The sequence below is a fragment of the Paenibacillus sp. Y280 genome, assembly GCF_056786335.1.
On record NZ_JBXCIW010000014.1, the window covers coordinates 18634 to 44358 of the forward strand.

General features: G+C 49.7%; 28 protein-coding genes. All 28 read left to right on the forward strand.

Annotation, left to right across the window (positions count from 1 at the left end; all coding sequences use genetic code 11):
- Positions 1 to 269 precede the first annotated feature (269 nt).
- Complete coding sequence (locus tag AC1TPC_RS17890) at positions 270 to 1361, forward strand: glycine-rich domain-containing protein (RefSeq protein ID WP_482068165.1); 1092 nt, start codon at positions 270 to 272, stop codon at positions 1359 to 1361.
- Positions 1362 to 1517: 156 nt separating this feature from the next.
- A complete protein-coding gene (upp, locus tag AC1TPC_RS17895) occupies positions 1518 to 2147 on the forward strand; it encodes a uracil phosphoribosyltransferase (protein WP_482068166.1) in 630 nt (209 codons plus the stop codon).
- Positions 2148 to 2184: 37 nt separating this feature from the next.
- Positions 2185 to 3333 (forward strand): non-hydrolyzing UDP-N-acetylglucosamine 2-epimerase, encoded by a 1149-nt coding sequence (wecB, locus tag AC1TPC_RS17900; protein ID WP_482068167.1) that lies wholly within the window; start codon positions 2185 to 2187, stop codon positions 3331 to 3333.
- Positions 3334 to 3523: 190 nt separating this feature from the next.
- The gene (locus AC1TPC_RS17905) at positions 3524 to 3757 is read left to right on the forward strand and encodes an AtpZ/AtpI family protein (RefSeq protein WP_482068168.1); all 234 of its coding nucleotides are present in this window, start codon (positions 3524 to 3526) and stop codon (positions 3755 to 3757) included.
- Complete coding sequence (locus tag AC1TPC_RS17910; RefSeq protein WP_482068169.1) at positions 3750 to 4130, forward strand: ATP synthase subunit I; 381 nt, start codon at positions 3750 to 3752, stop codon at positions 4128 to 4130. Before AC1TPC_RS17905 ends, AC1TPC_RS17910 begins: the two co-directional genes overlap by 8 nt.
- 9 nt (positions 4131 to 4139) lie before the next feature.
- On the forward strand, positions 4140 to 4898 hold the full coding sequence (gene atpB / locus AC1TPC_RS17915) for a F0F1 ATP synthase subunit A (protein ID WP_482068170.1): 759 nt from the start codon (positions 4140 to 4142) through the stop codon (positions 4896 to 4898).
- Between the two features lie 83 nt (positions 4899 to 4981).
- Entirely contained in the window at positions 4982 to 5197 is a 216-nt protein-coding gene (atpE, locus tag AC1TPC_RS17920; protein WP_053373757.1) for a F0F1 ATP synthase subunit C, read from the forward strand.
- Positions 5198 to 5282: 85 nt separating this feature from the next.
- A complete protein-coding gene (atpF, locus tag AC1TPC_RS17925) occupies positions 5283 to 5765 on the forward strand; it encodes a F0F1 ATP synthase subunit B (RefSeq protein WP_482068171.1) in 483 nt (160 codons plus the stop codon).
- Positions 5762 to 6301 (forward strand): F0F1 ATP synthase subunit delta, encoded by a 540-nt coding sequence (locus AC1TPC_RS17930; protein WP_482068172.1) that lies wholly within the window; start codon positions 5762 to 5764, stop codon positions 6299 to 6301. Before atpF ends, AC1TPC_RS17930 begins: the two co-directional genes overlap by 4 nt.
- Positions 6302 to 6326: 25 nt before the next feature.
- Positions 6327 to 7841, forward strand: coding sequence for a F0F1 ATP synthase subunit alpha (atpA, locus tag AC1TPC_RS17935; protein WP_482068173.1), 1515 nt, complete (start codon positions 6327 to 6329; stop codon positions 7839 to 7841).
- A gap of 118 nt (positions 7842 to 7959) precedes the next feature.
- Entirely contained in the window at positions 7960 to 8820 is an 861-nt protein-coding gene (gene atpG, locus AC1TPC_RS17940) for an ATP synthase F1 subunit gamma (RefSeq protein ID WP_482068174.1), read from the forward strand.
- A 78-nt stretch (positions 8821 to 8898) separates the two neighbouring features.
- A complete protein-coding gene (atpD, locus tag AC1TPC_RS17945; RefSeq protein ID WP_065386960.1) occupies positions 8899 to 10302 on the forward strand; it encodes a F0F1 ATP synthase subunit beta in 1404 nt (467 codons plus the stop codon).
- A 24-nt stretch (positions 10303 to 10326) separates the two neighbouring features.
- A complete protein-coding gene (locus tag AC1TPC_RS17950; RefSeq protein ID WP_482068175.1) occupies positions 10327 to 10725 on the forward strand; it encodes a F0F1 ATP synthase subunit epsilon in 399 nt (132 codons plus the stop codon).
- Between the two features lie 238 nt (positions 10726 to 10963).
- Positions 10964 to 12577 (forward strand): spore germination protein, encoded by a 1614-nt coding sequence (locus tag AC1TPC_RS17955; RefSeq protein ID WP_482068176.1) that lies wholly within the window; start codon positions 10964 to 10966, stop codon positions 12575 to 12577.
- The gene (locus AC1TPC_RS17960) at positions 12574 to 13824 is read left to right on the forward strand and encodes a Ger(x)C family spore germination protein (RefSeq protein WP_482068177.1); all 1251 of its coding nucleotides are present in this window, start codon (positions 12574 to 12576) and stop codon (positions 13822 to 13824) included. The genes AC1TPC_RS17955 and AC1TPC_RS17960 overlap by 4 nt, the downstream gene beginning before the upstream one ends.
- Positions 13825 to 13935: 111 nt before the next feature.
- Positions 13936 to 14085 carry a hypothetical protein gene (locus AC1TPC_RS17965; protein ID WP_482068178.1) on the forward strand — a complete coding sequence of 50 codons (150 nt, stop codon included), beginning with the start codon at positions 13936 to 13938 and terminating at the stop codon, positions 14083 to 14085.
- A complete protein-coding gene (locus tag AC1TPC_RS17970) occupies positions 14082 to 15305 on the forward strand; it encodes a GerAB/ArcD/ProY family transporter (protein WP_482068179.1) in 1224 nt (407 codons plus the stop codon). Before AC1TPC_RS17965 ends, AC1TPC_RS17970 begins: the two co-directional genes overlap by 4 nt.
- 98 nt (positions 15306 to 15403) lie before the next feature.
- Positions 15404 to 15775, forward strand: coding sequence for an NADH-quinone oxidoreductase subunit A (locus AC1TPC_RS17975; RefSeq protein ID WP_053377574.1), 372 nt, complete (start codon positions 15404 to 15406; stop codon positions 15773 to 15775).
- Positions 15760 to 16278: a NuoB/complex I 20 kDa subunit family protein gene (locus AC1TPC_RS17980; RefSeq protein ID WP_169084508.1), complete on the forward strand. Its 519-nt coding sequence runs from the start codon at positions 15760 to 15762 to the stop codon at positions 16276 to 16278. The genes AC1TPC_RS17975 and AC1TPC_RS17980 overlap by 16 nt, the downstream gene beginning before the upstream one ends.
- Positions 16275 to 16931, forward strand: a complete 657-nt coding sequence (locus AC1TPC_RS17985) for an NADH-quinone oxidoreductase subunit C (RefSeq protein WP_482068180.1) — start codon at positions 16275 to 16277, stop codon at positions 16929 to 16931. The genes AC1TPC_RS17980 and AC1TPC_RS17985 overlap by 4 nt, the downstream gene beginning before the upstream one ends.
- A 7-nt stretch (positions 16932 to 16938) precedes the next feature.
- Positions 16939 to 18039: an NADH-quinone oxidoreductase subunit D gene (locus AC1TPC_RS17990; protein ID WP_482068181.1), complete on the forward strand. Its 1101-nt coding sequence runs from the start codon at positions 16939 to 16941 to the stop codon at positions 18037 to 18039.
- Complete coding sequence (gene nuoH / locus AC1TPC_RS17995; RefSeq protein ID WP_482068182.1) at positions 18039 to 19055, forward strand: NADH-quinone oxidoreductase subunit NuoH; 1017 nt, start codon at positions 18039 to 18041, stop codon at positions 19053 to 19055. The genes AC1TPC_RS17990 and nuoH overlap by 1 nt, the downstream gene beginning before the upstream one ends.
- A 16-nt stretch (positions 19056 to 19071) precedes the next feature.
- Positions 19072 to 19521, forward strand: a complete 450-nt coding sequence (gene nuoI / locus AC1TPC_RS18000) for an NADH-quinone oxidoreductase subunit NuoI (RefSeq protein ID WP_169084516.1) — start codon at positions 19072 to 19074, stop codon at positions 19519 to 19521.
- Complete coding sequence (locus tag AC1TPC_RS18005) at positions 19522 to 20037, forward strand: NADH-quinone oxidoreductase subunit J (protein WP_482068183.1); 516 nt, start codon at positions 19522 to 19524, stop codon at positions 20035 to 20037.
- 4 nt (positions 20038 to 20041) lie between these two features.
- On the forward strand, positions 20042 to 20344 hold the full coding sequence (nuoK, locus tag AC1TPC_RS18010) for an NADH-quinone oxidoreductase subunit NuoK (protein ID WP_053373773.1): 303 nt from the start codon (positions 20042 to 20044) through the stop codon (positions 20342 to 20344).
- 8 nt (positions 20345 to 20352) lie between these two features.
- Complete coding sequence (gene nuoL / locus AC1TPC_RS18015) at positions 20353 to 22224, forward strand: NADH-quinone oxidoreductase subunit L (protein ID WP_482068184.1); 1872 nt, start codon at positions 20353 to 20355, stop codon at positions 22222 to 22224.
- Positions 22221 to 23852, forward strand: coding sequence for a complex I subunit 4 family protein (locus AC1TPC_RS18020; protein ID WP_482068185.1), 1632 nt, complete (start codon positions 22221 to 22223; stop codon positions 23850 to 23852). Before nuoL ends, AC1TPC_RS18020 begins: the two co-directional genes overlap by 4 nt.
- 3 nt (positions 23853 to 23855) lie before the next feature.
- Positions 23856 to 25406, forward strand: coding sequence for an NADH-quinone oxidoreductase subunit N (locus AC1TPC_RS18025; protein ID WP_482068186.1), 1551 nt, complete (start codon positions 23856 to 23858; stop codon positions 25404 to 25406).
- Positions 25407 to 25725: the final 319 nt, after the last annotated feature.

Below are 25725 nucleotides of genomic sequence, written 5' to 3' on the forward strand. Positions count from 1 at the left end.
ATGGATAGCTCCTTTTTTTTGCAATGTCATAGATGATTTTATTAATGTATTATGGATTGTGCATAAGTCCGTTGATAACCTGTGGGCAAATGTGGATAACTTGAAGGTTTGGCTGTGTATACTTTTTTTCATTGCGTTGGGCTGCCTTTTATAATCGGGGATAACTATTCATTTTTTTATGGATTGTCTGTCGAGGAGATAAAAACCACTCCTTACAGACAGTGTTTGTGTTAAAATATGGATACGACGAATTGGCATAGGAGGATACAATGACTCAATTTATAATATTTATGGTAATTGCGGGGCTTCTAATAATTGCAGTAAGTGCAATCAATAAATCAAAGAGCTCAAGACGAAATAGCCGTACAAACGGCAGGGGATCTTTCGGGCGCACAAACACGTTTGCGCCTTGGCCGAATGCGGAGCCAGCGGCAGCTCTGGGCGTTCCATACGGACACCCTGCAAGACCGGCGGCAGAGCGCTTGGAGTCGGCGCTGGGCCTGGATTTTGAGAGCCGAGTGAAGGATCGGGTGTTAAAGGAATTTCCGAGGATGACGGATAAAGAGTGGAACTGGACATGGTTTGAGCTGAAGCGTTACTTTCTGATGTGCGGCATTATGCGCAGCGTTCCGATGTATAGCAGGCAGGTTGATGCGGTGTGGCATGAGATGCTTATGTTCACGAGGGAATATGAGCAGTTCTGCACGCGCTTCTGCGGCGAAATGATACACCACGCGCCTCATGCGGCAGGCGTGACGCCTCACCCAGGCGAGCGGGCCCTATTCGATTGGGTGTATGGCGAGTTGTTCGAGCAAGCGCCGGCAAGCGGTAGAATTTGGGGCGCATTTTATAGAACGCAAATGCCGGAGCATAAGCTGAAGGAGCTGGCGGATTGGAGTCCGGAAGAGCTTCGTTTGCAGTGGTTTAACGTCAAAGCAGCAGCAAGGTACGCTGATTTGTCTGCAACGTCCGGCTATTTAATTGAACGCGCCAAATCGCAGCTTACGGCTGCTAGCAGCGGCAAGCCTCCATATGTCAGGGATTCGCGCTCTTCAAATAGCTATGGTTATGATTCTGCTCTTGGAGCAACTGGGCTGCTTTCGGGCATGCTCATTTATCATTCGTTGTCGAATCCAACTGATTTTGCAGGGCGGATGGACCAGGAGCAGAATGAGGAGGAACGCAATGCAAATGGGAGCGGCGGTTCCACATACGTCTGCAGCGGCTCCTCCGATGATGGGAGAGACCATTCAGGCGGCAGCGATGGCGGCTCAGGAGGCGATTCGTCCTGCGGCAGCGGCGGAGGGGACAGCGGTGGAGGAGGAGGTTCCTCCTGCGGCGGCGGCTGCGGGAGCTCATAGGAACGATCAGGTCGAAGGCTGGCAGCATCCTTTCTTGGATGCTCCGGCCTTTATTTGTACAATCATAAAACTCGGGATGCAACGGACAGTTTACAGTGCTATAATATACGGGATTGTGTCAAGGCCTACAACAATAAACGGGAGGAATACCGCTCCATGAGCAAACTAATCATTTGCGACCATCCGTTAATTCAGCATAAGCTGACTTTTATTCGGGATAAAGAAACGAATACAAAAGATTTTCGGGAATTGGTTGATGAAGTAGCTACTTTAATGTCATACGAACTAACGAGAGAAATACCGCTTGATACCATCAAGGTGCAAACGCCGGTCGCCGAGACAGATTCCAAGGTTGTATCCGGAAGAATGCTGGGTCTCGTACCCATTTTGCGTGCCGGGCTTGGCATGGTAGACGGTATATTGAAGCTGATTCCATCTGCGAAGGTAGGTCATATTGGACTTGCGCGCGATCACGAGACGCTTCAGCCGAAGGAATATTATATTAACCTGCCGACGGATGCTCCGAATCGTCTGCTTATCGTCATCGATCCGATGCTTGCGACGGGCGGGTCGGCGATCGCTGCGATTACCTCGCTGAAGAACCATAATTGCGACCAAATAAAATTAATGTGTCTGATAGCTGCCCCTGAGGGTGTAAAGGCCGTACAGGAAGCACATCCCGATGTTGATATTTATATCGCAGCCTTGGATGAGCGACTGGATGAGAAGGGCTACATCGTTCCTGGCTTAGGCGACGCTGGAGACCGCATGTTCGGAACCAATTAATGCTATTCGCATGAATTTATAATAGGAGTGGAAGCTTTTGTCTAAACTGAAGGTAATGACCATTTTCGGAACGCGTCCGGAGGCAGTCAAGATGGCACCGCTTGTGCTTGAGCTGCAAAAGCGCGAGGACGAAATCGAATCGATCGTATGCGTAACGGCGCAGCATCGCCAAATGCTGGATCAGGTTCTCGATTTTTTTGAGATCCATCCGAACTACGATTTGAATGTCATGAAGGACCGTCAGACTTTGACGGAAACGACTGTGCGCGTTCTAGAGGGGCTAGACCCTGTGCTGACGCAAGCGAAACCTGATATCGTACTTGTTCACGGCGATACGCAGACGACCTTTCTGGCGAGCTACGCAGCGTTCCTGAAGCAAATACAAGTCGGTCACGTCGAGGCGGGGCTTCGTACTTGGAACAAGTTATCTCCGTATCCGGAGGAAATGAATCGGCAGCTTGCCGGCGTGCTTTCTGATGTTCACTTTGCACCGACAGAATGGTCGGCAGGCAATTTGCGCAAAGAGAATAAGTCGGATGCTGCCATTTATGTGACTGGGAACACCGCTACTGACGTATTTCAATATACGGTGGACGAGTCTTTCTCGCATCCGGTCATTGATTGGGCGAAAGGCAAACGGATGATTCTGATGACTGCACACCGCCGGGAAGCGCTTGGCGAGCCGCATCGGAATATTTTCCGCGCTGTTAAGCGGATTGCTGACGAGCATGAGGATGTAGTCATCGTCTATGCCGTACATCCGAATCCAGCCGTAAGAGAGCCTGCGAATGAAATTTTAGGCGATCACCCGCGCATTCGCTTGATTGATCCGCTTGACGTGTTTGAGTTCCACAATTTCTACCCGCATGCTTATATGATCATGACAGATTCCGGCGGCTTGCAGGAAGAGGCGCCGTCATTCGGGGTGCCAACTTTGGTGCTTCGCGATACGACAGAGCGTCCGGAGGGCATCGAGGCGGGTACGCTTGAATTAGTCGGTACGGACGAGGAGCTTGTGTACAGCCGCGCGCGTGCGCTGTTGACAGATTCGCAGCTATACTCCCGTATGAGCCAAGCAGCAAATCCTTATGGCGATGGCCGTGCATCCGAGCGTATTGTAGACGCGATTTTGCATCATTTTGGCAGGCTGAAGCAGCGTCCGGATTCGTTCACACAACGTTCATAGATTGAACAGTGGCGATAGCGTGATAGGCGAATGTACAGCATACAGTAGTACTGTACGGTTTTCGGGGCTCGCAATACCTTATGTATCAAGGGTTTTCGGTAATCTTTTCATCAAATGTTTGCAGTTAATTCAATTGACAAACGTGTCGCCGCTTGGATAAAATAAATGAGGATTGACAGGGGTATGAACCATGAATAAAAAGGGCAGAAGGGACAATCCGCTGTTTGCAGCCGGACTAGTTGGCGCACTCGGAGTGCAAGTCGCTGTATGTATCTTTTTAGGCTATTGGGTCGGCTCGTCCCTCGGTTACCGTTTTGGTGACGTAAAGGGATGGTCGCTCGGTGGCATACTGGTCGGTCTGGCTGTCGGTCTACTCTCAGCCATTCTGCTCGTTAAGAAGGTTATGGAGGAACCCGATGGATAACATTATGAAGACAGCCTTACGTACGCTTGTTTATGCAATGGCGGTATGCCTAATTGTATGGGCTTTCCTTCCGGAATGGCGTACGGTGTCTCTCGGCCTTCTTGTGGGATTGGCAGCAGGTTCCATGAATGCGTTTTTACTGAGACGAAGAGTGGAAATGGTCACCCTAGGAGCAGCGGGGGTAGGACCGCGTAAGAGAGGTCTTGGTCTTGGAAACCGCATCGCAACCGTGCTGCTGGTAGCCATGATCGCTTATCGCTTTCCGGAGGATCTCAGCATGCCAGCCGCTTTAGCTGGCTGCATGGTCATGCCGTTTGTTCTTTTGGTAGCAGCATATATCCACAATAAACGACATCTTAGCGGAAAGGGGTGAAAATTTTAGATGCATGAATTTCCGGTAATGCCACTGGGGCCGTTTCGAATTGATCTTTCGACCTTAGTAGCACTTGTGGTTTCAGTCATTGTGACGTTCTTAATCGCTAAGCTGGCTGTTCGCAACCTTTCGGTGGACAACCCTTCGAAGATGCAGAACTTTTTGGAATGGGTTGTAGATTTCGTACACAACTTCATTTCAAGCACAATGCCAGTGAGCCGAGTCAAACCCTTCATCTCTTTAGGGATGACGCTCATTATGTTCATCTTCATCTCCAACCTGTTAGGCTTGCCTTTTGGTATCGTGACCGAGACTCATCATGTTAATGAGAATCTGGGCATTACCCAGGAGCTATTGGACGAGAAGCATGGCCATGTTGAACTTGCGTGGTGGAAATCTCCGACTGCCGATCTTTCGGTAACAGCGGGTCTAGCGCTTATCGTATTCGTAATCGTCCATTTCCTTGGTCTGAAGCAGAATAGAAAGCACTACCTGAAGCATTATTTCCATCCGTTTCCAATTTTCTTCCCTGTTAACATCATTGAGACGATCTCGAAGCCAGTTACACTTGCGCTTCGGTTGTTCGCCAACATCTTCGCAGGTGAGGTGCTTATTGCAACGATCCTGATGCTTGGCTGGTATGGTACGCCGTTCCTAGTCGCATGGCAGGGCTTCAGTCTTTTTGTCGGCGGTATTCAAGCTTTCTTGTTCACGATTCTGACGATGGTATATATTTCGCAAGCTGCCATCCACGATGAAGAACATTAATTTACGCTTTATGCCTCGGTTTATTTAAGGAATACCGCGGTTGGTTATACAAAAAACAACAATTTTCGAGGAGGATTTTAAAAATGGAATTATTAGCAGCAGCTTTGGCAGTAGGTTTGGGTGCAGTTGGCGCAGGCGTAGGTAACGGTATGATCGTTAGTAAAACAGTTGAAGGTATCGCTCGTCAGCCTGAGCTTCAAGGCAAGCTTCAAACAACTATGTTTATCGGTGTAGGTATCGTCGAAGTTGTGCCTATTATCGGCGTAGTTATCGGTTTCTTGGCTTTCTTCCAAGCTTAATAACTGCAACTGGCGGGGAAGGCCTTAGCCCTCTTCGCCTTCGTTATGATTAAGACAATATTGTGGTGAGAAAGGAGTGGCATCTATGTCATTGGTTTGGGAATCGACAGTAATTGCGATGATCGCGTTTATCGTTTTGTACTGGTTACTCAATAAGTATGCGTTCGGTCCTTTGTTCGAAGTAATGGAGAAGCGCAGACAGCTTGTGCTTGAACAAATGAATACGGCTGAGAGCAGCCGGAAAGCGGCCGAGCAGCAGATGGAAGAGCAAAAGGCTGCACTCCAGCAAGCTCGCAAGGAAGCATACGAAATTATCGAACAATCGAGAACTACGAGCTCTAAGCAAGCGGAAGAGATCGTTCAAACTGCAAAATCGGAAGCATCCCGTCTGAAAGACGATGCTCTCAAAGATATCGAAAGCGAGAAAAACAAAGCAATTGCGGCGCTTCGTACAGAAGTTGGCGGCATTTCCGTGAAAATCGCGTCGAAAATTATTGAGAAGCAAGTGGATGAAAAATCGCAAGAGCAGCTGGTTGGTCAATATTTGAAAGAAGTTGGAAATAAATGAGCCGCGATGCAGTCGTAGCGAAGCGCTACGCTAAAGCACTGTTCGAGGTTGCTGAGAAGCAGCAGGTTGTTTCAGAGGTAGAGGGACAGCTTAAGCTGATCGTGCAAGCTCTTGAACAGGACGCTGACATTCAAAAGTTTCTATCGCTTCCGAGCATTGATCCAGAAAGCAAAATTGCGGTTCTAAAAGCAGCATTCGGCGATCGTGTATCTGCGCTCGTTTTCAATACCGTACAAATTCTAATCACTCGTCGTCGCCAGGATGTTATTGCTGATGTATATGCAGCATACACCAAGGTTGCGGGAGATTCGCTTGGTCAAGCGCATGCGACGGTTTATTCCGCCAAAGCTTTGTCTGATGACGAGCTTGCTGGTGTAGCGGCGCAGTTCGGACAGTTGACCGGCAAAACTATTATTGCACAGCAAGTGGTAGAGCCTGCTTTGCTCGGCGGCGTACAAGTGCGCATCGGCGATCGTCTATATGATGGCAGCCTGTCCGGCAAGCTGGAACGTTTACAAAAATCGTTTAAAATCTAATGCACTGTAGATAGGGGTGAACGAATTGAGTATCAGACCTGATGAAATCAGCACGCTGATTAAACAACAGATCGAACAATATAAATCCGAAATTCAAGTCGTAGACGTCGGCACCGTAATCAATGTCGGTGACGGTATCGCCCGCGTACACGGCTTGGAAAATGCGATGCAGGGTGAACTGCTCGAATTCTCCAACGGTGTTGTCGGTATGGCTTTGAACTTGGAAGAAAGCAATGTCGGTGTCGTTATTCTTGGACCATACACGGATATTCGTGAAGGCGATCAAGTTAAACGTACTGGCCGTATCATGGAAGTACCTGTCGGCGAAGAGCTTCTTGGCCGCGTAGTAAACCCGCTTGGTCAGCCGCTTGACGGCAAAGGACCAATCAATACGACTCAATTCCGTGCGATTGAATCCCCAGCGCCAGGCGTTATCGACCGTAAATCGGTTCATGAGCCTATGCAAACGGGAATTAAAGCAATCGATGCGATGGTACCAGTAGGCCGCGGTCAACGTGAGCTTATCATCGGTGACCGTCAAACAGGTAAAACAGCGATTGCAATCGATGCAATCATCAACCAAAAAGGCAATGGCGTAAAATGTATCTATGTTGCCGTTGGACAAAAACAATCCACTGTAGCTAACGTAGTTGAAACGCTTCGTCGCCACGGTGCGCTTGATTACACAATCATCGTTACTGCAGGTGCTTCCGAGCCAGCTCCTTTGCTCTTCCTAGCTCCTTATGCAGGCTGTACAATGGGCGAGTACTTCATGTACAAAGGCGAGCACGTTCTCGTTATTTATGATGATCTATCGAAACAAGCAGCAGCTTATCGTGAGCTTTCGCTCTTGCTTCGCCGTCCACCGGGTCGTGAAGCTTACCCAGGTGACGTATTCTATCTTCACTCCCGTTTGCTTGAGCGCGCTGCAAAACTTAGCGATGCAAGAGGCGGCGGTTCGATGACGGCATTGCCATTCATTGAGACGCAAGCATCCGACGTATCGGCATACATTCCTACGAATGTTATCTCGATCACTGACGGTCAAATCTTCCTGGAAGCAGATCTATTCTATTCGGGTCAACGTCCAGCGGTTAACGTTGGTATCTCCGTATCCCGTGTAGGTGGTTCCGCACAAATTAAAGCGATGAAGAAGGTTGCTGGTACGCTCCGTCTTGATCTTGCGGCTTACCGCGAGCTTCAAGCGTTCTCGCAGTTCGGATCTGACCTCGACAAATCGACGCTTGCCCGCCTTAACCGCGGTGCTCGCACGATGGAAATTCTTAAACAAGACGTTAACAAGCCGATGCCGGTTGAGAAGCAAGTTATCTCGATCTACTCTGCGGTTAAAGGTCACTTGGATGAGATTCCGGTTGGCGATATCCTTCGCTTCGAGAAAGAGTTCCACGCGTATTTGGATTCGAACAGTCCTGAAATCGGCCAATCGATTCGCGATACAAAAGACATCGTTGCTGACAACGAGAAAGCTCTCGTTGAAGCTATCAATAAATTCAAGAAGAGCTTCGCTGTAACGGCTTAAATCTCTTCATCCTTCAATACAGGTCTTCGCCCGTTCTTGATGTCCGGGCTTAGACCGCTTACTCCACCAACACCAGGCTTTGGAGCAGCTCCAAAGCAACAAAGGCGGGTGAAACCAAATGGCAAAAGGTATGCGCGATATTAAACGCGAAATCAAAAGTAAACAAAATACGAAGCAGATTACGAAAGCGATGGAGATGGTTGCCGCTTCCCGCCTAAGAAAGGCACAGGAAGCTGCGCAAGCAGCACGTCCATATGCTGAGAAGCTGAAGGAAGTTGTAGCAAGCATCGCAGCCGGCACCAAGGATGTGAAGCATCCGATGCTGGAGACGCGTCCGGTGAAGAAAACGGGTTATCTCGTTATTACTTCCGACCGCGGCCTCGCTGGCGGCTACAACGCGAATATTCTTCGTAAAGTAACGCAAACCATTCGTGAAAAGCATAAGTCGACTGATGAATACGTGTTATTCGTTATCGGACGTAAGGGTCGCGATTATTTCCGCCGCCGCAGCATGCCAATCGTTGAGGAAGTAACTGGCTTGCCAGATGCTCCTTCTTTCGCTGACATCAAATCGGTCGCTTATTCCGCAGTTAAGAACTTCTCGGAAGGCGCTTATGACGAGCTATACTTGTACTATAACGAATTCGTTAACGCGATTACGCAAATACCGACAGATGTACGTTTGCTGCCGCTTGAAGAAGTGGGCGGAAACACAGCTGTCACCTCGTATGAATACGAGCCGTCTCCAGAGGGCGTACTTGAAGTACTGCTGCCTAAATACGCAGAAACGCTTATCTACAGCGCAGTTCTTGACGGTAAAGCAAGTGAGTTCGGCGCTCGTATGACCGCCATGGGAAGCGCAACGAAAAATGCAACGAAGATCATCAACCAATTGACGCTCACTTACAACAGAGCGCGTCAAGCAGCGATTACGCAGGAGATTTCCGAGATCGTTGCAGGGGCAAATGCTCAATCGTAATCGATATACTGCAAGAGCTGGTCGCTTGTGATAAGCGAACCGGCTTGCGGTAACAAGAAGGAACCAGGAGGGAAAACCATGAAAAAAGGACACGTAGTATCCGTCATGGGTCCGGTCGTAGACTTAGAGTTCGAACGCGGCAATTTGCCGGAAATTTTGAACGCTGTCAAAATCGAGCAAAAGGGCGAAGCAGGCGGCATTGACATTAACTTGACGCTTGAAGTAGCTGTTCACCTCGGTGACAATAAGGTACGTGCCGTAGCTATGAGTACAACAGACGGTCTTGTACGCGGTATGATTGCTGTTGATACAGGCGCACCAATTACTATTCCGGTTGGCGCTCCAACACTTGGCCGTGTATTCAACGTACTTGGTGAGCCAATTGACGAAGCTGGCGTTGTTACATCGCCAATCAACCTTCCGATTCACCGTGAAGCACCTGCTTTCGACCAATTATCCACGCAAGCGGAAATTCTTGAAACAGGCATTAAAGTAATCGACCTTCTCGCACCCTACGCAAAAGGCGGTAAAATCGGCCTCTTCGGCGGCGCGGGCGTAGGTAAAACGGTTACGATCCAAGAGCTTATCAACAACATCGCACAAGAGCACGGCGGTATTTCCGTATTCGCGGGTGTTGGTGAGCGTACTCGTGAAGGTAATGACCTTTACCACGAGATGAAAGACTCCGGCGTACTTAGCAAAACAGCGATGGTATTCGGACAAATGAACGAGCCGCCAGGCGCACGTCAACGCGTTGCTTTGACTGGTCTGACAATGGCTGAATATTTCCGTGACGAAGAAGGCAAAGACGTTCTATTGTTCGTCGATAACATCTTCCGTTTCACGCAAGCAGGCTCCGAGGTTTCGGCCCTTCTAGGCCGTATGCCTTCCGCGGTAGGTTACCAGCCAACGCTGGCAACTGAAATGGGTCAATTGCAAGAGCGTATCACGTCTACGAAAAAAGGTTCGGTTACTTCGATCCAAGCGATCTACGTACCTGCCGATGACTATACGGATCCGGCTCCTGCAACGACATTTGCCCACTTGGATGCAACGACGAACCTTGAGCGTAAAATCTCCGAAATGGGTATCTTCCCAGCGGTTGATCCACTCGCTTCGTCTTCTCGTATCCTTAGCCCATCTGTTTTGGGTGAAGAGCACTACAACGTGGCTCAAGGCGTTAAGAAGATTCTTCAGCGCTACAAAGAGCTTCAAGATATTATCGCAATCCTTGGTATGGACGAGCTTAGCGAAGAAGATAAATTGACTGTGTCTCGCGCACGTAAAATTCAACTCTTCCTATCTCAACCGTTCCACGTTGCTGAGCCGTTCACAGGTATCAAAGGTAAATACGTACCTGTTAAAGAATCCGTTCGCAGCTTTAAAGAAATTCTCGAGGGCAAACATGACGACCTTCCGGAAGAATCTTTCCGATACGTTGGTGTGATTGAAGAAGCCGTGGAGAAAGCCAAAACGCTTTAATAGCGAAAGGCGGGAGGAATCCACATGAGTTCGTTTTTGGTAGAGATCGTAACACCTGAACGCAAGGTGTATGCAGAAACTGCGAATATGGTTAGCGTATCAGGCGTTGAAGGTGAGCTTGGCATATTGCCAAACCACATTCCGCTCGTAACGCCGCTTCGTATCGCGCCTGTCACCATCAAACGTGGCAATTCAGTTGATGTTATAGCGGTTAATGGAGGCTTTATCGAGGTACGCAAGGATAAGATCGTTATTCTTGCCGAGAGCGCTGAGCTTGCAATCGATATTAACATTGAACGTGCTGAAGCCGCTAAACAGCGTGCCCAGCAGCGTCTTGCCGCTAAGCAGGATCAGGTCGATTTCCGCCGCGCAGAGCTTGCTTTGCAGCGTGCAATGAATCGTCTGAACATCAAGCAAAAATAAGCTATACCCGAGAAGCACCGTTTGCGCCGTTGAGGCGTGACGGTGCTTTTTTTATTTTGTTAAAGTCATCTGGCCCATCTGGAAATGATTTTTTATGATTTCACCAAAATGATATGTCCAACCAGCATGTGCTTAATGACGGGCATCTACAGCCTTTTACGCTTGAGTACATAATTATGCCATGGAATAGTTATCCTAAGACAGAATCTTATGCTTATACGAGGGAGGAGAGGGGCAAATGTTCGGAACTTCTATGAGCGGCAGAGGCAAAGCTGGCAAGAAAGCCAACAAGAAACTAGCTCGGGCTGAGAAGCATGAGCAGGAGCAGCTTGACCTGTTTTCGGACAAGCCCCTTTTCACTTCGCTGGAGCGAAATATGGAGGCAATCAAGCGCGAGCTGGGAGAGAGCCAGGATATTATTTTTCGAGAGCTGCTGCTGAACGAAATCGGACAAACGAAAGCGCTCATTGTTTATGTGCAGGGAATGATTGATGATGAGCGGATGAACGAGTTTGTTATACAGCCTCTGCATAAACATAGATTTCCTCATGAAGAGATCATACAGCCCGATGATGTACTCGAATACATGAAGAGCAATCAGTTGGCAACGGGCATTATTAACGATATCTGCGACTGGAAGCTGTTGTTTCAAAAGCTGTTTTTGGGCTATTGCATCATAATCATAGAAGGAGCCAGCTTTGCGATAGGTACTAATGTAGTCGGCGGGGCAAGACGCGGCGTAGAAGAGCCAAAAACCGAAATGGCTATTCGTGGCCCGAGGGAAGGTTTTACGGAGTCCATTCGAATCAACACCTCTATGATTCGCAGGAAGATACGAAGCCCCAAGCTATGGATGGAGCAGTGGACGATTGGTGAAATTTCGCAAACGCCTGTATGCATTATGTACGTCAAAGGGTTGGCGGATGAAAATGTACTTAAGGATCTAAGAGAGCGGCTAGAGTCGATCCGTATAGACGGCATATTAGAATCAGGCTATATCGAAGAGCTGATTGCCGATCAGATGTGGACGCCGTTTCCAACCGCCTTGAGCGTTGAGCGGCCGGACGCGGTTGCTGGCAACCTGCTTGAAGGGCGAATAGCCATCATGGTTGATGGAACTCCTTTTGTGTTAGTTGTGCCTGCCATACTTAACATGTTTTTTCAGGCCTCTGAGGATTATTACCAGCGATATGATATTGCGACCTTTCTGCGGATGCTTCGTTTCATTTCTTTCCTGATCGCGCTTCTCATGCCATCGATTTATGTGGCTATCGTCGGCTATCATCAGGAAATGATTCCGACGCAACTGCTGCTGAAGCTGGCGGCACAGCGGGAGGGCGTACCTTTCCCGGCTTATTTGGAAGCTTTTATTATGGAATTGGTATTTGAAATTTTGCGGGAAGCCGTCGTGCGAATGCCGAGCGCCGCAGGGAACACGATCTCCATCGTAGGCGGTCTCGTTATCGGCCAATCGGTGGTCGAGGCTGGAATCGTATCTCCGGCAGTCGTAATTGTCGTGTCCTTTACAGCTATTGCAAGCTTTGTATCGCCATCCTACAGTCTTGGAATCTCGGCAAGGCTGCTGCGATTTTTTCTGTTGCTTGCCGCCTCGACGCTGGGCTTTTATGGCATTGGATTAGTTGTGCTTCTGCTGATCCTTCACGTAAGCAATCTTAGGTCATTCGGCATGCCTTATATCAAACCATTTGCTCCGATGTTCTTAGGAGATATGAAAGATACGCTCGTTCGAGCACCGCTTTGGAAAATGCGCAATCGCCCGCAACAGATGGCTGTTGATAATGTCGTGAGGCAAGAGATAGAACCTGAGCATCGGAAGGAGCCTGAGCAATGAACGGGGGGAAGCGCGACAAGCGACTGCATTTGGCCATTCGCATATGCCGCAAATCGGTTCTGTTGTGGACGGCCTGCATGCTGATTTTGCTCAGCGGCTGTTGGGATCTGCGTTACTTAGACAAGCTCGGGGTTGTGCTGGCGTTAGGCGTGGATGAAGATCCGAAAGGCAAACAAAAGCTTCAGTTGACGGTTCAAGTTGTACTTCCGCAAAACGTAGCCGCCGAAAGCAAAGGCGGAATAGGGGGAACTGCTGTGACCACTTTCACGGAGACGGGCGACACGATCTTTGAAGCGATTCGCAAAATGTCGGCCAAGACGTCGAGGAGACTTTTTTTCTCCCATACGCAAATGATGATCATCGGAGAGAAAATGGCGCGGAAAGGGATTTATCCTTTGGTGGATTTAATCGAGCGCAACCCGGACATTCGGACAGATATTTCCGTGCTGCTCGCACGGGGTGTGAAAGCGGAGGATCTGCTGCAGCTCACGACTCAAATGGAGTCGATTCCAATCAACCAGATTCACGCAATGGTAGAGACCAATCAGTCATCATATGCGATGAATTATGTTGTTCAAGTCAATGATATAACAAGGCTGCATGGGGAAGGAAAGCAGCAGGCTGTCCTTCCATCCATGAGAATCGTTGGAAATAAGGCACTCGGGCACTCTAATGAAAATGTGAACAATATACCGGCTAAAGCCATTCCTGAGCTGTCAACGATGGCTGTTTTTCGCGAAGGAAAGCTTGTCGATTTTTTGAAGCCTAAGGAATCGAGAGGATTATCATGGCTGCAAAATAAAGTGCAAGGCACGGTCATTAAGCTGGCATGCCCGAATTCGAAGGGCAACTTAATTGTAGAGGTGCAAGGAGTTACGGTGAATCACAGGGTCAAGCTTGATGAGAGCGGCAAGCCGGTTATTCAAGTAAATATTAAGATGTCAGGAAGCGTACAAGAAATTATGTGCAAGGATGCAAGGATAGGTGAGGAGCAGGTGCTAAATCAGATCGGTACGATGGCGAGTGAAGCTGTGAAGGATGAGATGGAGGCCACGATCCGAAAGCTGCAAAAAAAGCTGAAGATCGATGCCATTGGCTGGGGCAAGGAGATTTATTTACAAAAGCCGAGCATTTGGAAGCGAATAGAGGGAGACTGGGAGACGGTATTTCCGAATGTGAAAAGTGAAGTGATTTGCAGCACCAAAATTAACGGGTCGGGTGTTCGAGGCGAATCTATCGTGAAGTGAGTGATTAGGATGATGGTTTCTATTGTAGTTGTCTTTTTTGCGGTGGGGGCAGGAGCAGTAATTTGGAAACGAAACAATGATAAGCGACGTCCCCGAGAGGGAGGCTGGGCCTTGTTTATTTTATCGATAGGCACCCTGCTCATAATAGCTCAGCTGCTCCGCATCCCGATTCCAAATCCAACAGATTTGATTACGATCATTTTTTCGCCTATGTCTAAGCCGTTTACACAGTGGGTTGAGGAGGATATGAAACCGAAATGAGTAAATTCGCTGGCATGAACAATGCGGAAATCACTTCCGGCCAATGCGCGAAAATGTTGTACTTATTCGCGCTTGGGAGCGCTGCGCTTATTTTGCCAACCTCTGTAACAGCCATTGCCAAGCAGGACGGATGGATATCAATGCTGCTGGCGGGCCCTTTCAATTACTTCATATTGATCGCGCTTTTAGCGCTAGCCGATCGTTTTCCAAACTTATCTCTGGCTCAATACGCGGAACGGGTGCTGGGGGTCTGGGGAGGAAAGCTCGTAACAATGCTTTATATTTTCTTCTTCCTTCTGCTTAGCGCGCTTGTTCTTCGCAATATTTCTGATTTCATGAACCTCTCCGTGCTGCCTATTACACCGGAGTGGTTTATTGACAGCACGTTTATGATTGTAGTCATCTACGGTGTTTACTTAGGGATAGAGACGATAGCGCGAACGGGAGAAATATTGTTTGGCTGGGGAATGTTCGTCATCATTATCGTTACTTTCTCATTATTTAATCAATTTGATTTCCATAACTTCGAGCCCTTCTTATATGAGGGATGGGAGAGACCGCTCAAGGGTGTTTATCCGATTTTGGGATCTCCGATTGGGGAATTTGTCTTTATGACGATGATATTTCCGCTTGTACGTGAGAAGGATCGTAAAAAGCTGAGAAAATCATTAAAGCTGTCGGCCGTTCTGATTACGTTCATAAGCGTTGCCGTAACGGTATTTTTAGTAGGCGTAATGGGGGTGGATGAGGCAAGTCGAAGTCCGTTTGCCGTTTACGATATGGCGAAAAACATCAATATCGAAGAAATATTGGTGCGTGTCGAAATTTTGGTGGTGATGGTGTGGATCGGAACTGTCTTTATGAAGCTGGCGCTTTGCGTATATGTACTGACCGTTATTACCGCCCAAATGCTGAAATTGTCTACCTACCGGACATTGATTCTGCCCTATGCCGTTATTATTGTTCCTCTCTCCTTAACGGTTTATCGCAACGTTGCTCATGCTAGAGAGTTTGCAATGGGGATATGGACCCTATACAGTTTATTTCAAGGCTTCGTTCTGCCGGTGCTTCTGCTTGTCATTGCAATTATTCGAGGAAAACGGGATAACAGCGATGGCAGCTTTCCCGAGGTGATGCCGAAGGGAGGAGATAGGTCAGCCAATCCAAACAAGACGGGCGAAGCAGGAGAATCATTGGACAAGGAGCCTGCTCAGGCTTAACTCCGTCATAGACGGCTGTGGAAGCATTTGTTATAATTGTGAGGAAAATTGACCAAGCGCAGGCGGTCCGTATCTATTTAATTGACGGAGGCGATCGTGTGGAAAACTACGCCAATAACTATGTCGTCGTGGCTATATTTATCGTGCTCGGCATTTTGCTTCCAGTCGTTGCATTGACAGTTGGAAGACTGCTTAGACCGAATAAGCCGACAGAGCTGAAGCAAACCACCTATGAAAGCGGCAATGAGCCGGTAGGTGAGGGACAGGTTCGTTTTAACATTCGCTACTATTTGTTTGCGCTAATGTTTGTCATCTTTGATGTGGAAACCGTTTTCTTATATCCGTGGGCCGTTGCATACAATAAGCTCGGCTTATTTGTGCTAGTCGAAATGTTGATTTTTGCGGGAATGCTGTTTATTGGTCTTCTATATGCCTGGAAAAAGAAGGTGCTGAAATGGAATTCAGTTTAGAGTCAATTTCGATAGAGGAACGCAAAGAGCTTGAACGCAACGTATTTATGGGCACCTTAGAGCAATTGAAGGCATGGGCCAGGAGCAATTCATTATGGCCGCTGACGTTCGGGCTGGCGTGCTGTGCCATCGAAATGATGGGTACGGGCGCTTCCCATTATGATTTGGATCGCTTTGGCGTCATGTTCCGTACCTCTCCGCGCCAATCGGACGTTATGATCGTGGCCGGCACGGTCACCAAGAAGATGGGACCGCTCCTTAGGAGGCTGTACGATCAGATGCCGGAGCCGAAGTGGGTTATCGCGATGGGCTCATGCGCTACAGCAGGCGGGCCCTATATTAAATCATACTCGGTGATCAAAGGCGTCGATCAAATCGTGCCTGTTGATGTGTATATCCCTGGCTGTCCGCCTAACCCGGCTGCGCTTATCTATGGTATTAATAAGCTGCAGGAGAAGATCCGCTACGAGGCGAAAACCGGGAAGCGGGTGACCGGTCGATGAGCGAGGAGCCAAACAACAACGAGGAGAAATCGCAGGTTGATTCGCCGCCCGTTGACGCAGAGCGTGAGGCAAAGCTGAAAGCAGCGGCTGAAGCGCGAGCCGCTAGGGCAGCGGCGAAGGAGAAGGCGGATGCGGAGGCAGCCGAAGCTGCACCGGAAGCGCCCAAGCCGCCGTCTCAGCGGCAGCCGGAGCTGGATGCAATCGTTGCGCTATTGAAGCAAGGGATCGCAGAGGCGGCGGTCGAGGATGCTTATGTGAATGAGTTAAATGGCGATATGCCGATGATTATCGTAAGCAATTCATATTGGCGCGAGGCTGCACGGCTGCTAAAGGAGCATGAACAGCTGCAGTTTAATTATTTGCGCAATGTGTCCGGCGTCGATTATGAAACGCATATGGAAGTCGTTTATCATATGGTCTCGCTTGGCAGGAAGAGAGAGGTCGCCATTAAGATTAAGGCAGACCGCGAAGCAGCAGCCGTATATTCCGCGACACCGGTATGGGCGACAGCGAATTGGAACGAACGCGAAATCTATGATCTGCTTGGCGTCGATTTTCCCGGGCATCCCGATTTGCGGCGCATCATGATGCCCGATGATTGGGTGGGGCATCCGCTGCGCAAAGATTATGAACCGTTAGACTCGGAGGTGTAGGCAGCCCTTGATCCGTACAGAAGAACTGCTCTTGAATGTTGGTCCACAGCACCCAAGCACACATGGCGTATTCCGAATTATCGTTAAACTTGACGGAGAAGTCATTACCGAGGCGACGCCTGTTATGGGCTACTTGCATCGAGGCACCGAGAAGATCGCGGAGAATTTGAATTTTACGCAAATTATTCCTTATACGGATCGCATGGATTACGTATCGGCGATGACGAACAATTATGTGCTTGTGCATGCTGTCGAGACGATGATGGGGCTTGAGGTTCCGCAGCGGGCGGAATATCTTAGGCTGATCGTGATGGAGCTGCAGCGCGTAGCAAGCCACCTTGTCTGGTGGGGAACCTACCTGCTTGATATTGGCGCCATGAGTCCTTTTCTATACGCCTTCCGCGACAGGGAAATCATTATCGACCTGTTCAACGAGCTATGCGGCGCAAGATTAACCTATAATTATATGAGGGTCGGCGGCGTGAAGTGGGATGCCCCTCCAGGCTGGATGGATAAAGTGCGCGACTTTATTCCGTATATGGAGAATAAGCTGCAGGAATACGATAAGCTGGTCAGCGGCAATGAAATTTTTCTTGCCCGCATTAAAGGGGTCGGACAATACGATGCTGCTACAGCAATTGATTACGGCTTAACGGGAGCTAATTTGCGTTGTACGGGAGTAGACTTCGATATTCGCAAAGCAGAGCCCTATAGCTTATATAGCCAGTTTGAATTTGACGTGCCGGTAGGCACTACCGGCGATTGCTATGACCGCTATCGGATTCGGCTGGAGGAAATCCGCCAAAGCCTGCGCATTCTGAAGCAGGCGCTGGAGCAGTTTCCAAGTGATGGAGTGACGATGGGCAAGGTGCCGCGTGCTATTCGGCCGCCCGCTGGTGAGGTCTACGTGCGAATTGAATCGCCGCGCGGCGAGATCGGCTGCCACATCGTATCCAAAGGCAAAGCCGAGCCGTACCGGCTCAAGTTTCGGCGGCCTTCATTCGTCAATTTGCAAATACTGCCGAAGCTGCTCGTAGGAGAAACGATGACGAATCTCATTACGATACTGGGCGGCATCGATATTGTTGTCGGGGAGGTCGATTGCTGATGCAGTCTTGGCTTAACCAATCACTTACGTGGGGAAATGCGCTTGTACTGTTTCTTTGGGCGGTCGTATTCCTGTTCATCGTGCTTGGCTTCGTAACGTATGCCATTTATTTCGAGCGCAAGGTAATCGGCTGGATGCAGCTTCGCATCGGACCCAATCGAGTCGGCCCATTTGGGCTGCTGCAGACAGTGGCAGATATTTTCAAGTTGCTTATTAAGGAAGATACGATTCCGCGCAAGGCAGACAGGGTATTGTTCATTATCGCGCCTGCACTGGCGTACATTCCGGCTTTCTCGGTACTAGCCGTACTCCCTTATACGCAAAATCTATATTTCGCAGATTTGAATGTCGGCCTTCTCTATTATGTAGCGTTGTCGGGTATCTCGACGCTCGCTATCGTACTTGGCGGATGGGCTTCCAATAATAAGTACGCCCTCCTTGGGGGTATGCGCTCGGCTGCGCAGATGATAAGCTATGAAGTACCGCTTGTTATTTCGGTAGTCGGCGTTATTTTGCTCAGCGGCAGTCTGAATTTACGCGATATTGTAGCCGCTCAGGATGGCGGCTGGTTCTGGGACTGGAATTTCCTGCCCCAAATTATCGGCTTCGTCATATTCATTATTGCTGCGGTCTCCGAGCTCAATCGCACGCCCTTCGATCTGCCAGAGGCGGAATCGGAGCTTGTTGCAGGCTATCATGTCGAATACAGTGGCTTCCGTTTCGCGTTTTTTATGCTTTCGGAATATGTGTACGTATATGCGATTGCATCATTAACGACTGTCCTGTTTCTTGGCGGGTGGCATGCGCCGGCGCCATTTCTTGATTTTGTGCCAGGCATCATCTGGTTTCTGCTCAAATTTGCGTTTATCGTGTTTTTCTTATTTTGGATTCGCGCCACGCTGCCGCGCATTCGCGTGGATCAGCTTATGGGGCTCGGCTGGAAGGTGCTGCTTCCGATCTCGCTGCTCAACGTATTTCTGACGGCTGTTTATTTGGAGCTATTTATTAAGAACTAGCTAAGGGGAGATGGAAATGAAAGGAATGCTGCAGGGACTAGGCGTTACGCTCAAATCGATGACGGCTCCAAAAGTGACCACTTCCTATCCCGACGTGCCCTTTGTCATGCCGGACCGGTTCCGCGGGATACAGCACTTTATTCCGGATCTATGCATCGTTTGCAATCAATGCGCGCGCATATGCCCGACCGATTGCATAACGCTGACGGGCAAGCCTAACCCCGATCCTGAGAAAAAAGGCAAAGTGATTGACACCTTCGATATTAACTTTGAAATATGCATATTATGCGATCTGTGCACCGAGGTTTGTCCGACTGAAGCGATCGTGATGTCCAATCATTTTGAGCTGGCAACCTTCAGCCGTGATGATCTGTTTAAGGATGCGCAGTGGCTCACGGACAATAATACGCTCACCCGGCAGGATAACAACAATATCGGAGCGCCGGCCAAAGGGGGCAGCAAATAGTTGTTCAATATAGCATTTACAGGCGAGTTCGTCGCCTTTTTTATCTTCTCGGCGATTATGATATGCGGGGCCGTTCTGATGATCAGCTTAGAGAAAGTCGTTCATATGGTTATTTCCATGGCGGCTGTGTTTATTGGTTTGGCAGGCATGTTTGTGCTGCTTGAAGCGGAGTTCGTTGCGTTCGTCCAGGTGCTGATCTACGCTGGCGCTGTTTCGATTTTGATGATTTTCGGCATTATGATGACGAAGCATCAGGCTGGAGAGCGCGAGCCTGTGAAGCCGCTGCACGAGACGCTTGCGGCGGTCGGCGCGCTGAGCTTGTTCGGCGTATTGTTTTATGCAATCCGTACGACAACGTTCCCGGAGCCGCAGCCTTTCCAAGCGGCCGAAGACAATACGATGGCGATTGGAGAGCTCTTATATACGGGGTATGTGATACCGTTTGAGCTGCTCTCGGTGCTTCTTACGGTTGCTTTTATTGGAGCGATCGTGCTTGCCAAAAAGGAGGCGGATTGATTACATGCTTCCATCCTATTTAACAATGGCGGCGATACTGTTCTGTATCGGGCTATATGGCGCGTTGGTGAAAAGAAACGCGGTTGTCGTTCTGCTGTCGCTCGAGCTTATGCTGAACGCCGTCAATTTGAATTTGGTCGCCTTCTCGAAATACGGCGTCGTTCCGTCGCTGACAGGTCAAATCTTCTCATTGTTTACGATTACGGTCGCCGCGGCTGAAGCGGCGATAGGGGTAGCTATTTTGATTGCGTTGTTCCGATTGCGCGGGACGGTTAATGTCGACGAATTTGACAAAATGAGGAGGTAGCGCGGCAAATGGATATGTACTCTCAGGCGGCATGGTTAATTCCGCTGTTCCCGCTGGCAGCATTCCTCGTTTTGACGGCGCTCGGCCGCAGCTATCGGCGAGCGGGCGTGTTAATCGGCACAATCGGCTCGTTAGCTGCTTTCGCCCTATCCTTACTTATTATGATTGATCGGCTGGGCGCCAATGAGGTCGATTACAACTATTCCTTCGATTGGATCGTGATCGGAGAATATACGCTCCGCATCGGGTTTGAGGTGACGAATCTGACTGCGCTAATGCTTGTGGTCGTCACGCTGGTAAGCTTGCTCGTCAATGTATACTCGGCCGGCTATATGAAGGGTGACGAACGAATTACTGTGTTTTATGGCTATGTCGCCCTGTTTACATTTTCTATGCTAGGACTTGTATTGTCCGATAATTTATTATCGCTTTATATTTTCTGGGAGCTCGTAGGCGTATGCTCATTCCTGCTGATTGGCTTTTGGTTTACGCTGCCGAAGGCGCGTGCTGCTGCCAAGAAAGCATTTATTGTGACGCGGATCGGGGATGCGGGTCTGCTGCTAGCAATTCTGCTGCTGTTCTGGTATATGCCTGATCATGCGCTTGATTTCAACACGATTCAAAGCGTGTTCGACGGACAATCCGGCGCCATTACGAACGGGATTACGACGCTTATTGCTTTGTTGATATTCCTTGGCGCTGTCGGCAAATCAGGTCAGTTTCCGCTCCACGTCTGGCTTCCGGATGCGATGGAAGGACCAACGCCGATCAGTGCGCTCATCCATGCGGCTACTATGGTTGCAGCAGGCGTCTTTCTCATCGCGCGAACGTACGACATCTTTCAGGATTCGGCTGCGGCGATGGAAACGGTCGCTTATGTGGGCGGCTTTACAGCTCTATTCGCAGCGACGATCGCGCTGGTTCAGAAGGATATCAAACGAATTTTAGCCTATTCAACAGTCAGCCAGCTGGGCTATATGATGATGGCGCTTGGTCTCGGCTCCTTAACGGGCGGGATCTTTCATTTGTTCACGCACGCTTTCTTCAAAGCGCTGCTGTTCCTTGGGGCAGGCAGCATCATACATGCGGTACATACGCAAAACATCAATGAAATGGGCGGTCTAGGCTCGAAAATGCGAGTGACGGCTTGGACGTTCGGCATAGGCGCTTTAGCTCTTGCGGGAATACCGCCTTTATCCGGCTTCTGGTCCAAGGACTTGATTTTGTCGGTTGCTTGGGAGACTAATCCGCTGCTATTCATCGTTGGCTTGGCTGCAGCCTTCTGTACGGCGCTCTACATGTCGCGTTTATTCTTTCTTGTGTTTGCCGGCAAACCGAGTGCTGCATCCGCTAGTGCGCATGAAGCTCCTATTTCTATGACGCTGCCGCTGATCGTGCTGGCTCTGCTGGCTATCGCATCCGGCTTTGTCGAGACGCCATGGAATGGCTGGTTCGGGTCCTGGATTTATGATGGAAGCGCAGAGACGCATGAAAGCGGCGTAGCTATTGTCGCATCGATTGCCGTTGGCTTGCTTGGCATTTATATCGGATGGCTTGTATATGGGAAGAGAAGCGTCGGCAGAGCGACCTTTCAAGAGCGAGCGCCATGGCTCTATAGGCTGCTTGAACGCAGTTATTATGTTGATGAACTGTATGCGTTAATTATTGTGAAGCCGCTGAAGCTGCTAGGCTCGGCATTGCTGGCCTTTGACACTTATGTCATTGCCGGCATCGTTCGGCTTGCAGGCGCGGCAGCAAGCTCAGGCGGAAGAGCTGCAGCACGGCTGCAGAACGGCCAGGTGCAAACCTATGGATTAGCTGCCGTAATCGGGTTCGTCATCATCGTGGTTGCTATAGTCGGAAGGAGGTTCCTGCCATGAGCATCCTGAATGACCTTCCCATATTGTCGATTATTTTGTTGTCGCCTTTGCTTGGCGTGCTCGTCCTCTTATTGCTGCCGAAGCATCGAAGCAACTGGATGAAGACGGCTGTTGTCATAACGACGCTGGTCCCGCTTCTTCTATCTTTTTGGCTGTATGTCGATTACGACAAGCAGCAGAGCGGAGCGGCATTCGATGAGCAGCATAGCTGGGCGATGATTCCGCTTAATAAGGAGACGACATCCACCGTTTCTGAGTATACGTTCCAATTGCAATATGCGCTTGGCGTAGATGGGCTGTCGCTACCTCTTCTGCTGCTGACGACGCTCGTTACGGCTATGGCCGCGCTGGCAGCCGTCCACGTAAAAAAACGATGGAAGTCATTTTTTATATGGTTCCTGCTTCTGGAGACCGGCATGCTTGGCGTGTTTCTTGCCCGCGATCTGTTTTTGTTTTTTGTTTTCTTCGAGGTTACGCTTATTGCGATGTATTTTTTAATCGGAATATGGGGCTACTTCAATCGCGAGCGCGCCGCCAACCAGTTTTTGATCTATAACGGCATTGGCTCAGCAATCATGCTGTTTGCTTTTGTTCTGCTTGTGAGCACGGCAGGCTTCCGTATTGATCAGATCGGCGAGCAGGTGAATTTCATTTATAGCGGCAGCTATGCGGATATTTTCCGCAACATGGCTGATCCCGCAGCATGGGTGAATATGACGCCGGAGCAGCTAGGTACGATCAACCCTTTCCAAATGACGGATACGATGCAGTGGGTTTTGTTTACGATGCTGCTAGTTGCCTTTGGCATTAAGCTGCCGATCTTTCCATTCCATACGTGGATGCTGAAGGTGCATGCGGAAGCTCCGCCTTCGATCGTCATGATCCATTCGGGCATTCTGCTGAAAATGGGCGCATACGGCTTGCTGCGATTTGGGCTGCTGCTCTTTCCGGAGCAGGCTCGCGATTTTGCAATCCCGCTCGCCGTGCTTGGCGTAATCAACATTTTGTATGGGGCGCTGCTTGCCTTCAGGCAGCAGGAGCTCAAGCTCGTGCTCGCTTACTCCTCGATCAGCCATATGGGCATCGTATTGCTCGGCCTTGCTGCCTTTAATGAAATCGGCTTGCAAGGGGCGGTGTTTCAGCTTGTCTCGCATGGGCTTATATCCGCGCTGCTGTTCTTAATCGTTGGCAGCATTTATGAGCGTACGGGCACGACCGAGCTGACTGAGCTAGGCGGATTGGCGCGCTCTATGCCGTTTATAAGCGGTGTATTGCTGACTGCGGGGCTTGCCTCGCTAGGCTTGCCGGGTTTATCGGGCTTTATTGGCGAGTTTTTATCGCTGCTTGGACTGTTTGAATCGTTGCGCTGGCTTACTGCGGCTGCCGTGCTTGGCGTTATTTTGACCGCAGTCTACGTACTCCGTGCCGTGCTTAAGATTACATTCGGCCCGCAGCCGGAAAAGTTTGGCGCACTTAAGGATGCGAGGCTTATCGAAGCGGTTCCGATGATCGTGCTGCTTGCGTTTATCGTGCTGCTTGGCTGCTATCCATCTATCCTGACGGATACGGTACAGCATAGCGTCGACGGGCTGTTCAAACCATTACTTGCAACAAGGGCGGGGGGTTAGACCATGTACGAAGGCGTTTCATTCATACCACTGACATGGACGGATACGTTCTACCTTGCCCCGGAATTTTCGCTTGCAGCCGCTTTTTTGATATTGATCGTACTGGATCTGCTATTGCCTAAGCGTGTGAGCAGACTTGCGATTGGCTGGTTGTCGCTAGTTGGCATACTTGTGTCGCTGCTGCTCGTTGTGCTGAGGATGCTGGACATGAACGTTGGAGGGGCATCTGCTGAAGCGATCCAGCTGCTCGGCAACAGCTATAGAATCGATGATTTCTCCAGCTTGTTGAAAATCGTGTTTTTGACGGGGACGGCGCTTATCTTGCTGCTTGCTCTCGGATCGGCGCGCGAAGAGGAAGCGATAACGGAGAAGTCGGAATATTTCTATCTGCTGCTCCCTGCCCTTATAGGCGCAATGATGATGGCTTCTTCGGGCAATTTGGTGACGCTGTATATCGGGCTGGAGCTTCTAAGTTTAACGAGCTATGTGCTAGTCGGTTTGAGACGCAAATCGTCGCTGTCTGCAGAGGCTGCATTCAAGTATGTGGTAACGGGCGGCATTTCCTCCGCAATGGTGCTGTTCGGAATGTCGTACCTATACGGAATTACGGGCTCGGTTGATCTGGGCGCTATCGCGGAGGCTTTGCCGCGTGCTTTGAACGACTTTAAGGCGCTTGCCTATGTAGGCTTCTTCTTCATGATAGCCGGCTTCGGCATTAAAATTGCCGTTGCGCCGTTTCACGCATGGGCACCCGATGTGTATCAAGGAGCTCCTACTCCGGTGTCTGCCTTCCTAGCGGTTATCGCCAAGGGAGCAGCGCTTGCGGCTATATTTAGAATTATATACAGCACCGCCCTCATCCAAGTGACGGGCGAGGGTGCCGAAGTATTCAAAGATATTTTCTTTACGCTGCTGGTGCTGGCCGCGGCAGCGATGCTAGTCGGTACGACGACGGCACTAAAGCAGAAGAATGCAAAACGGCTGCTCGCCTTGTCAGGCGTGGCTAATGCTGGCTATATGCTTGTGCCGATTGGCATTTCGATCACCGTGGTGCACAGCAGCAATTTCTCGGAGTTTGTTTATTATCTAGTCGCTTACTTATTTATGACGATAGGGGCATTCGCGGTGCTTACGGTCGTGAGCAGAGCTTCCGGGCACGAAGAGCTTAAAGGCTTCGCAGGTATGTACTACCGGTCGCCTTGGACGGCTGTTGCGATGGTCATCTTCGTATTGTCGCTGGCAGGCTTGCCGGTATCCGGCGGATTTTTTGGCAAGCTGTTTATCCTGCTTGGAGCAGCTAGCGCCAAAGCGTATTGGCTGGTCGCCATTATGTTTCTCAGCAGCGTCATCTCCTACTACTTCTACTTCGGGCTCGTACGCCAAATGTTCATGCGGAGCGGGACTGACGAGAGCGAGATCCGCATTGCAGGCGGAACGGGAATCGTGATATGGATTTGCGCAGCGGCGACGATTGCGCTAGGCCTATTCCCTGGACCGCTAATGGAATGGATTGATGCTGTGTTCTCTATTAAAGCGGATTTGATGGTTGGATAAGCAGCGGGCGGCTAGTTGAAAAAGCGTAAAAGGCAAGGCGAAGCTCTCTCGAGGACGTAAAGTCTGCGGAGGAGGGTGGGCGCCTTGCTTTTTTTATTAGGGTTAGGACGTTGGTAAGTACGTGTTGGATGACGGGGCTGCTGTAGGTTTGGGATGAGTGAGTGGGGGGATGAAGGATAGTGAGGCTGTTGTAGATAGGATGAGTAGGTGAGTAGCTGCATGCTGGGGCTTCAGGTGTACGTTGTAGAAAATACAACAGAAAGCTGACATGACATGCTAATTGCCTAGCTACATTGCAGAAATGCAGCAGAAATAGCCT

Bases quoted from the DNA above. Each gene is read 5' to 3' on its own strand.
- AC1TPC_RS18020 (WP_482068185.1), top strand. From the start codon at position 22,221: ATGAGCATCCTGAATGACCTTCCCATATTGTCGATTATTTTGTTGTCG.
- AC1TPC_RS17930 (WP_482068172.1), top strand. From the start codon at position 5,762: ATGAGCCGCGATGCAGTCGTAGCGAAGCGCTACGCTAAAGCACTGTTC.
- AC1TPC_RS17985 (WP_482068180.1), top strand. From the start codon at position 16,275: ATGAGCGAGGAGCCAAACAACAACGAGGAGAAATCGCAGGTTGATTCG.
- nuoL (WP_482068184.1), top strand. From the start codon at position 20,353: ATGGATATGTACTCTCAGGCGGCATGGTTAATTCCGCTGTTCCCGCTG.
- atpG (WP_482068174.1), top strand. From the start codon at position 7,960: ATGGCAAAAGGTATGCGCGATATTAAACGCGAAATCAAAAGTAAACAA.
- nuoH (WP_482068182.1), top strand. From the start codon at position 18,039: ATGCAGTCTTGGCTTAACCAATCACTTACGTGGGGAAATGCGCTTGTA.
- AC1TPC_RS17955 (WP_482068176.1), top strand. From the start codon at position 10,964: ATGTTCGGAACTTCTATGAGCGGCAGAGGCAAAGCTGGCAAGAAAGCC.
- upp (WP_482068166.1), top strand. From the start codon at position 1,518: ATGAGCAAACTAATCATTTGCGACCATCCGTTAATTCAGCATAAGCTG.
- nuoK (WP_053373773.1), top strand. From the start codon at position 20,042: ATGCTTCCATCCTATTTAACAATGGCGGCGATACTGTTCTGTATCGGG.
- AC1TPC_RS17890 (WP_482068165.1), top strand. From the start codon at position 270: ATGACTCAATTTATAATATTTATGGTAATTGCGGGGCTTCTAATAATT.
- AC1TPC_RS17970 (WP_482068179.1), top strand. From the start codon at position 14,082: ATGAGTAAATTCGCTGGCATGAACAATGCGGAAATCACTTCCGGCCAA.
- AC1TPC_RS18025 (WP_482068186.1), top strand. From the start codon at position 23,856: ATGTACGAAGGCGTTTCATTCATACCACTGACATGGACGGATACGTTC.
- atpF (WP_482068171.1), top strand. From the start codon at position 5,283: ATGTCATTGGTTTGGGAATCGACAGTAATTGCGATGATCGCGTTTATC.
- nuoI (WP_169084516.1), top strand. From the start codon at position 19,072: ATGAAAGGAATGCTGCAGGGACTAGGCGTTACGCTCAAATCGATGACG.
- AC1TPC_RS17980 (WP_169084508.1), top strand. From the start codon at position 15,760: ATGGAATTCAGTTTAGAGTCAATTTCGATAGAGGAACGCAAAGAGCTT.
- AC1TPC_RS17905 (WP_482068168.1), top strand. From the start codon at position 3,524: ATGAATAAAAAGGGCAGAAGGGACAATCCGCTGTTTGCAGCCGGACTA.
- AC1TPC_RS17910 (WP_482068169.1), top strand. From the start codon at position 3,750: ATGGATAACATTATGAAGACAGCCTTACGTACGCTTGTTTATGCAATG.
- atpE (WP_053373757.1), top strand. From the start codon at position 4,982: ATGGAATTATTAGCAGCAGCTTTGGCAGTAGGTTTGGGTGCAGTTGGC.
- atpD (WP_065386960.1), top strand. From the start codon at position 8,899: ATGAAAAAAGGACACGTAGTATCCGTCATGGGTCCGGTCGTAGACTTA.
- AC1TPC_RS17950 (WP_482068175.1), top strand. From the start codon at position 10,327: ATGAGTTCGTTTTTGGTAGAGATCGTAACACCTGAACGCAAGGTGTAT.
- atpB (WP_482068170.1), top strand. From the start codon at position 4,140: ATGCATGAATTTCCGGTAATGCCACTGGGGCCGTTTCGAATTGATCTT.
- AC1TPC_RS17960 (WP_482068177.1), top strand. From the start codon at position 12,574: ATGAACGGGGGGAAGCGCGACAAGCGACTGCATTTGGCCATTCGCATA.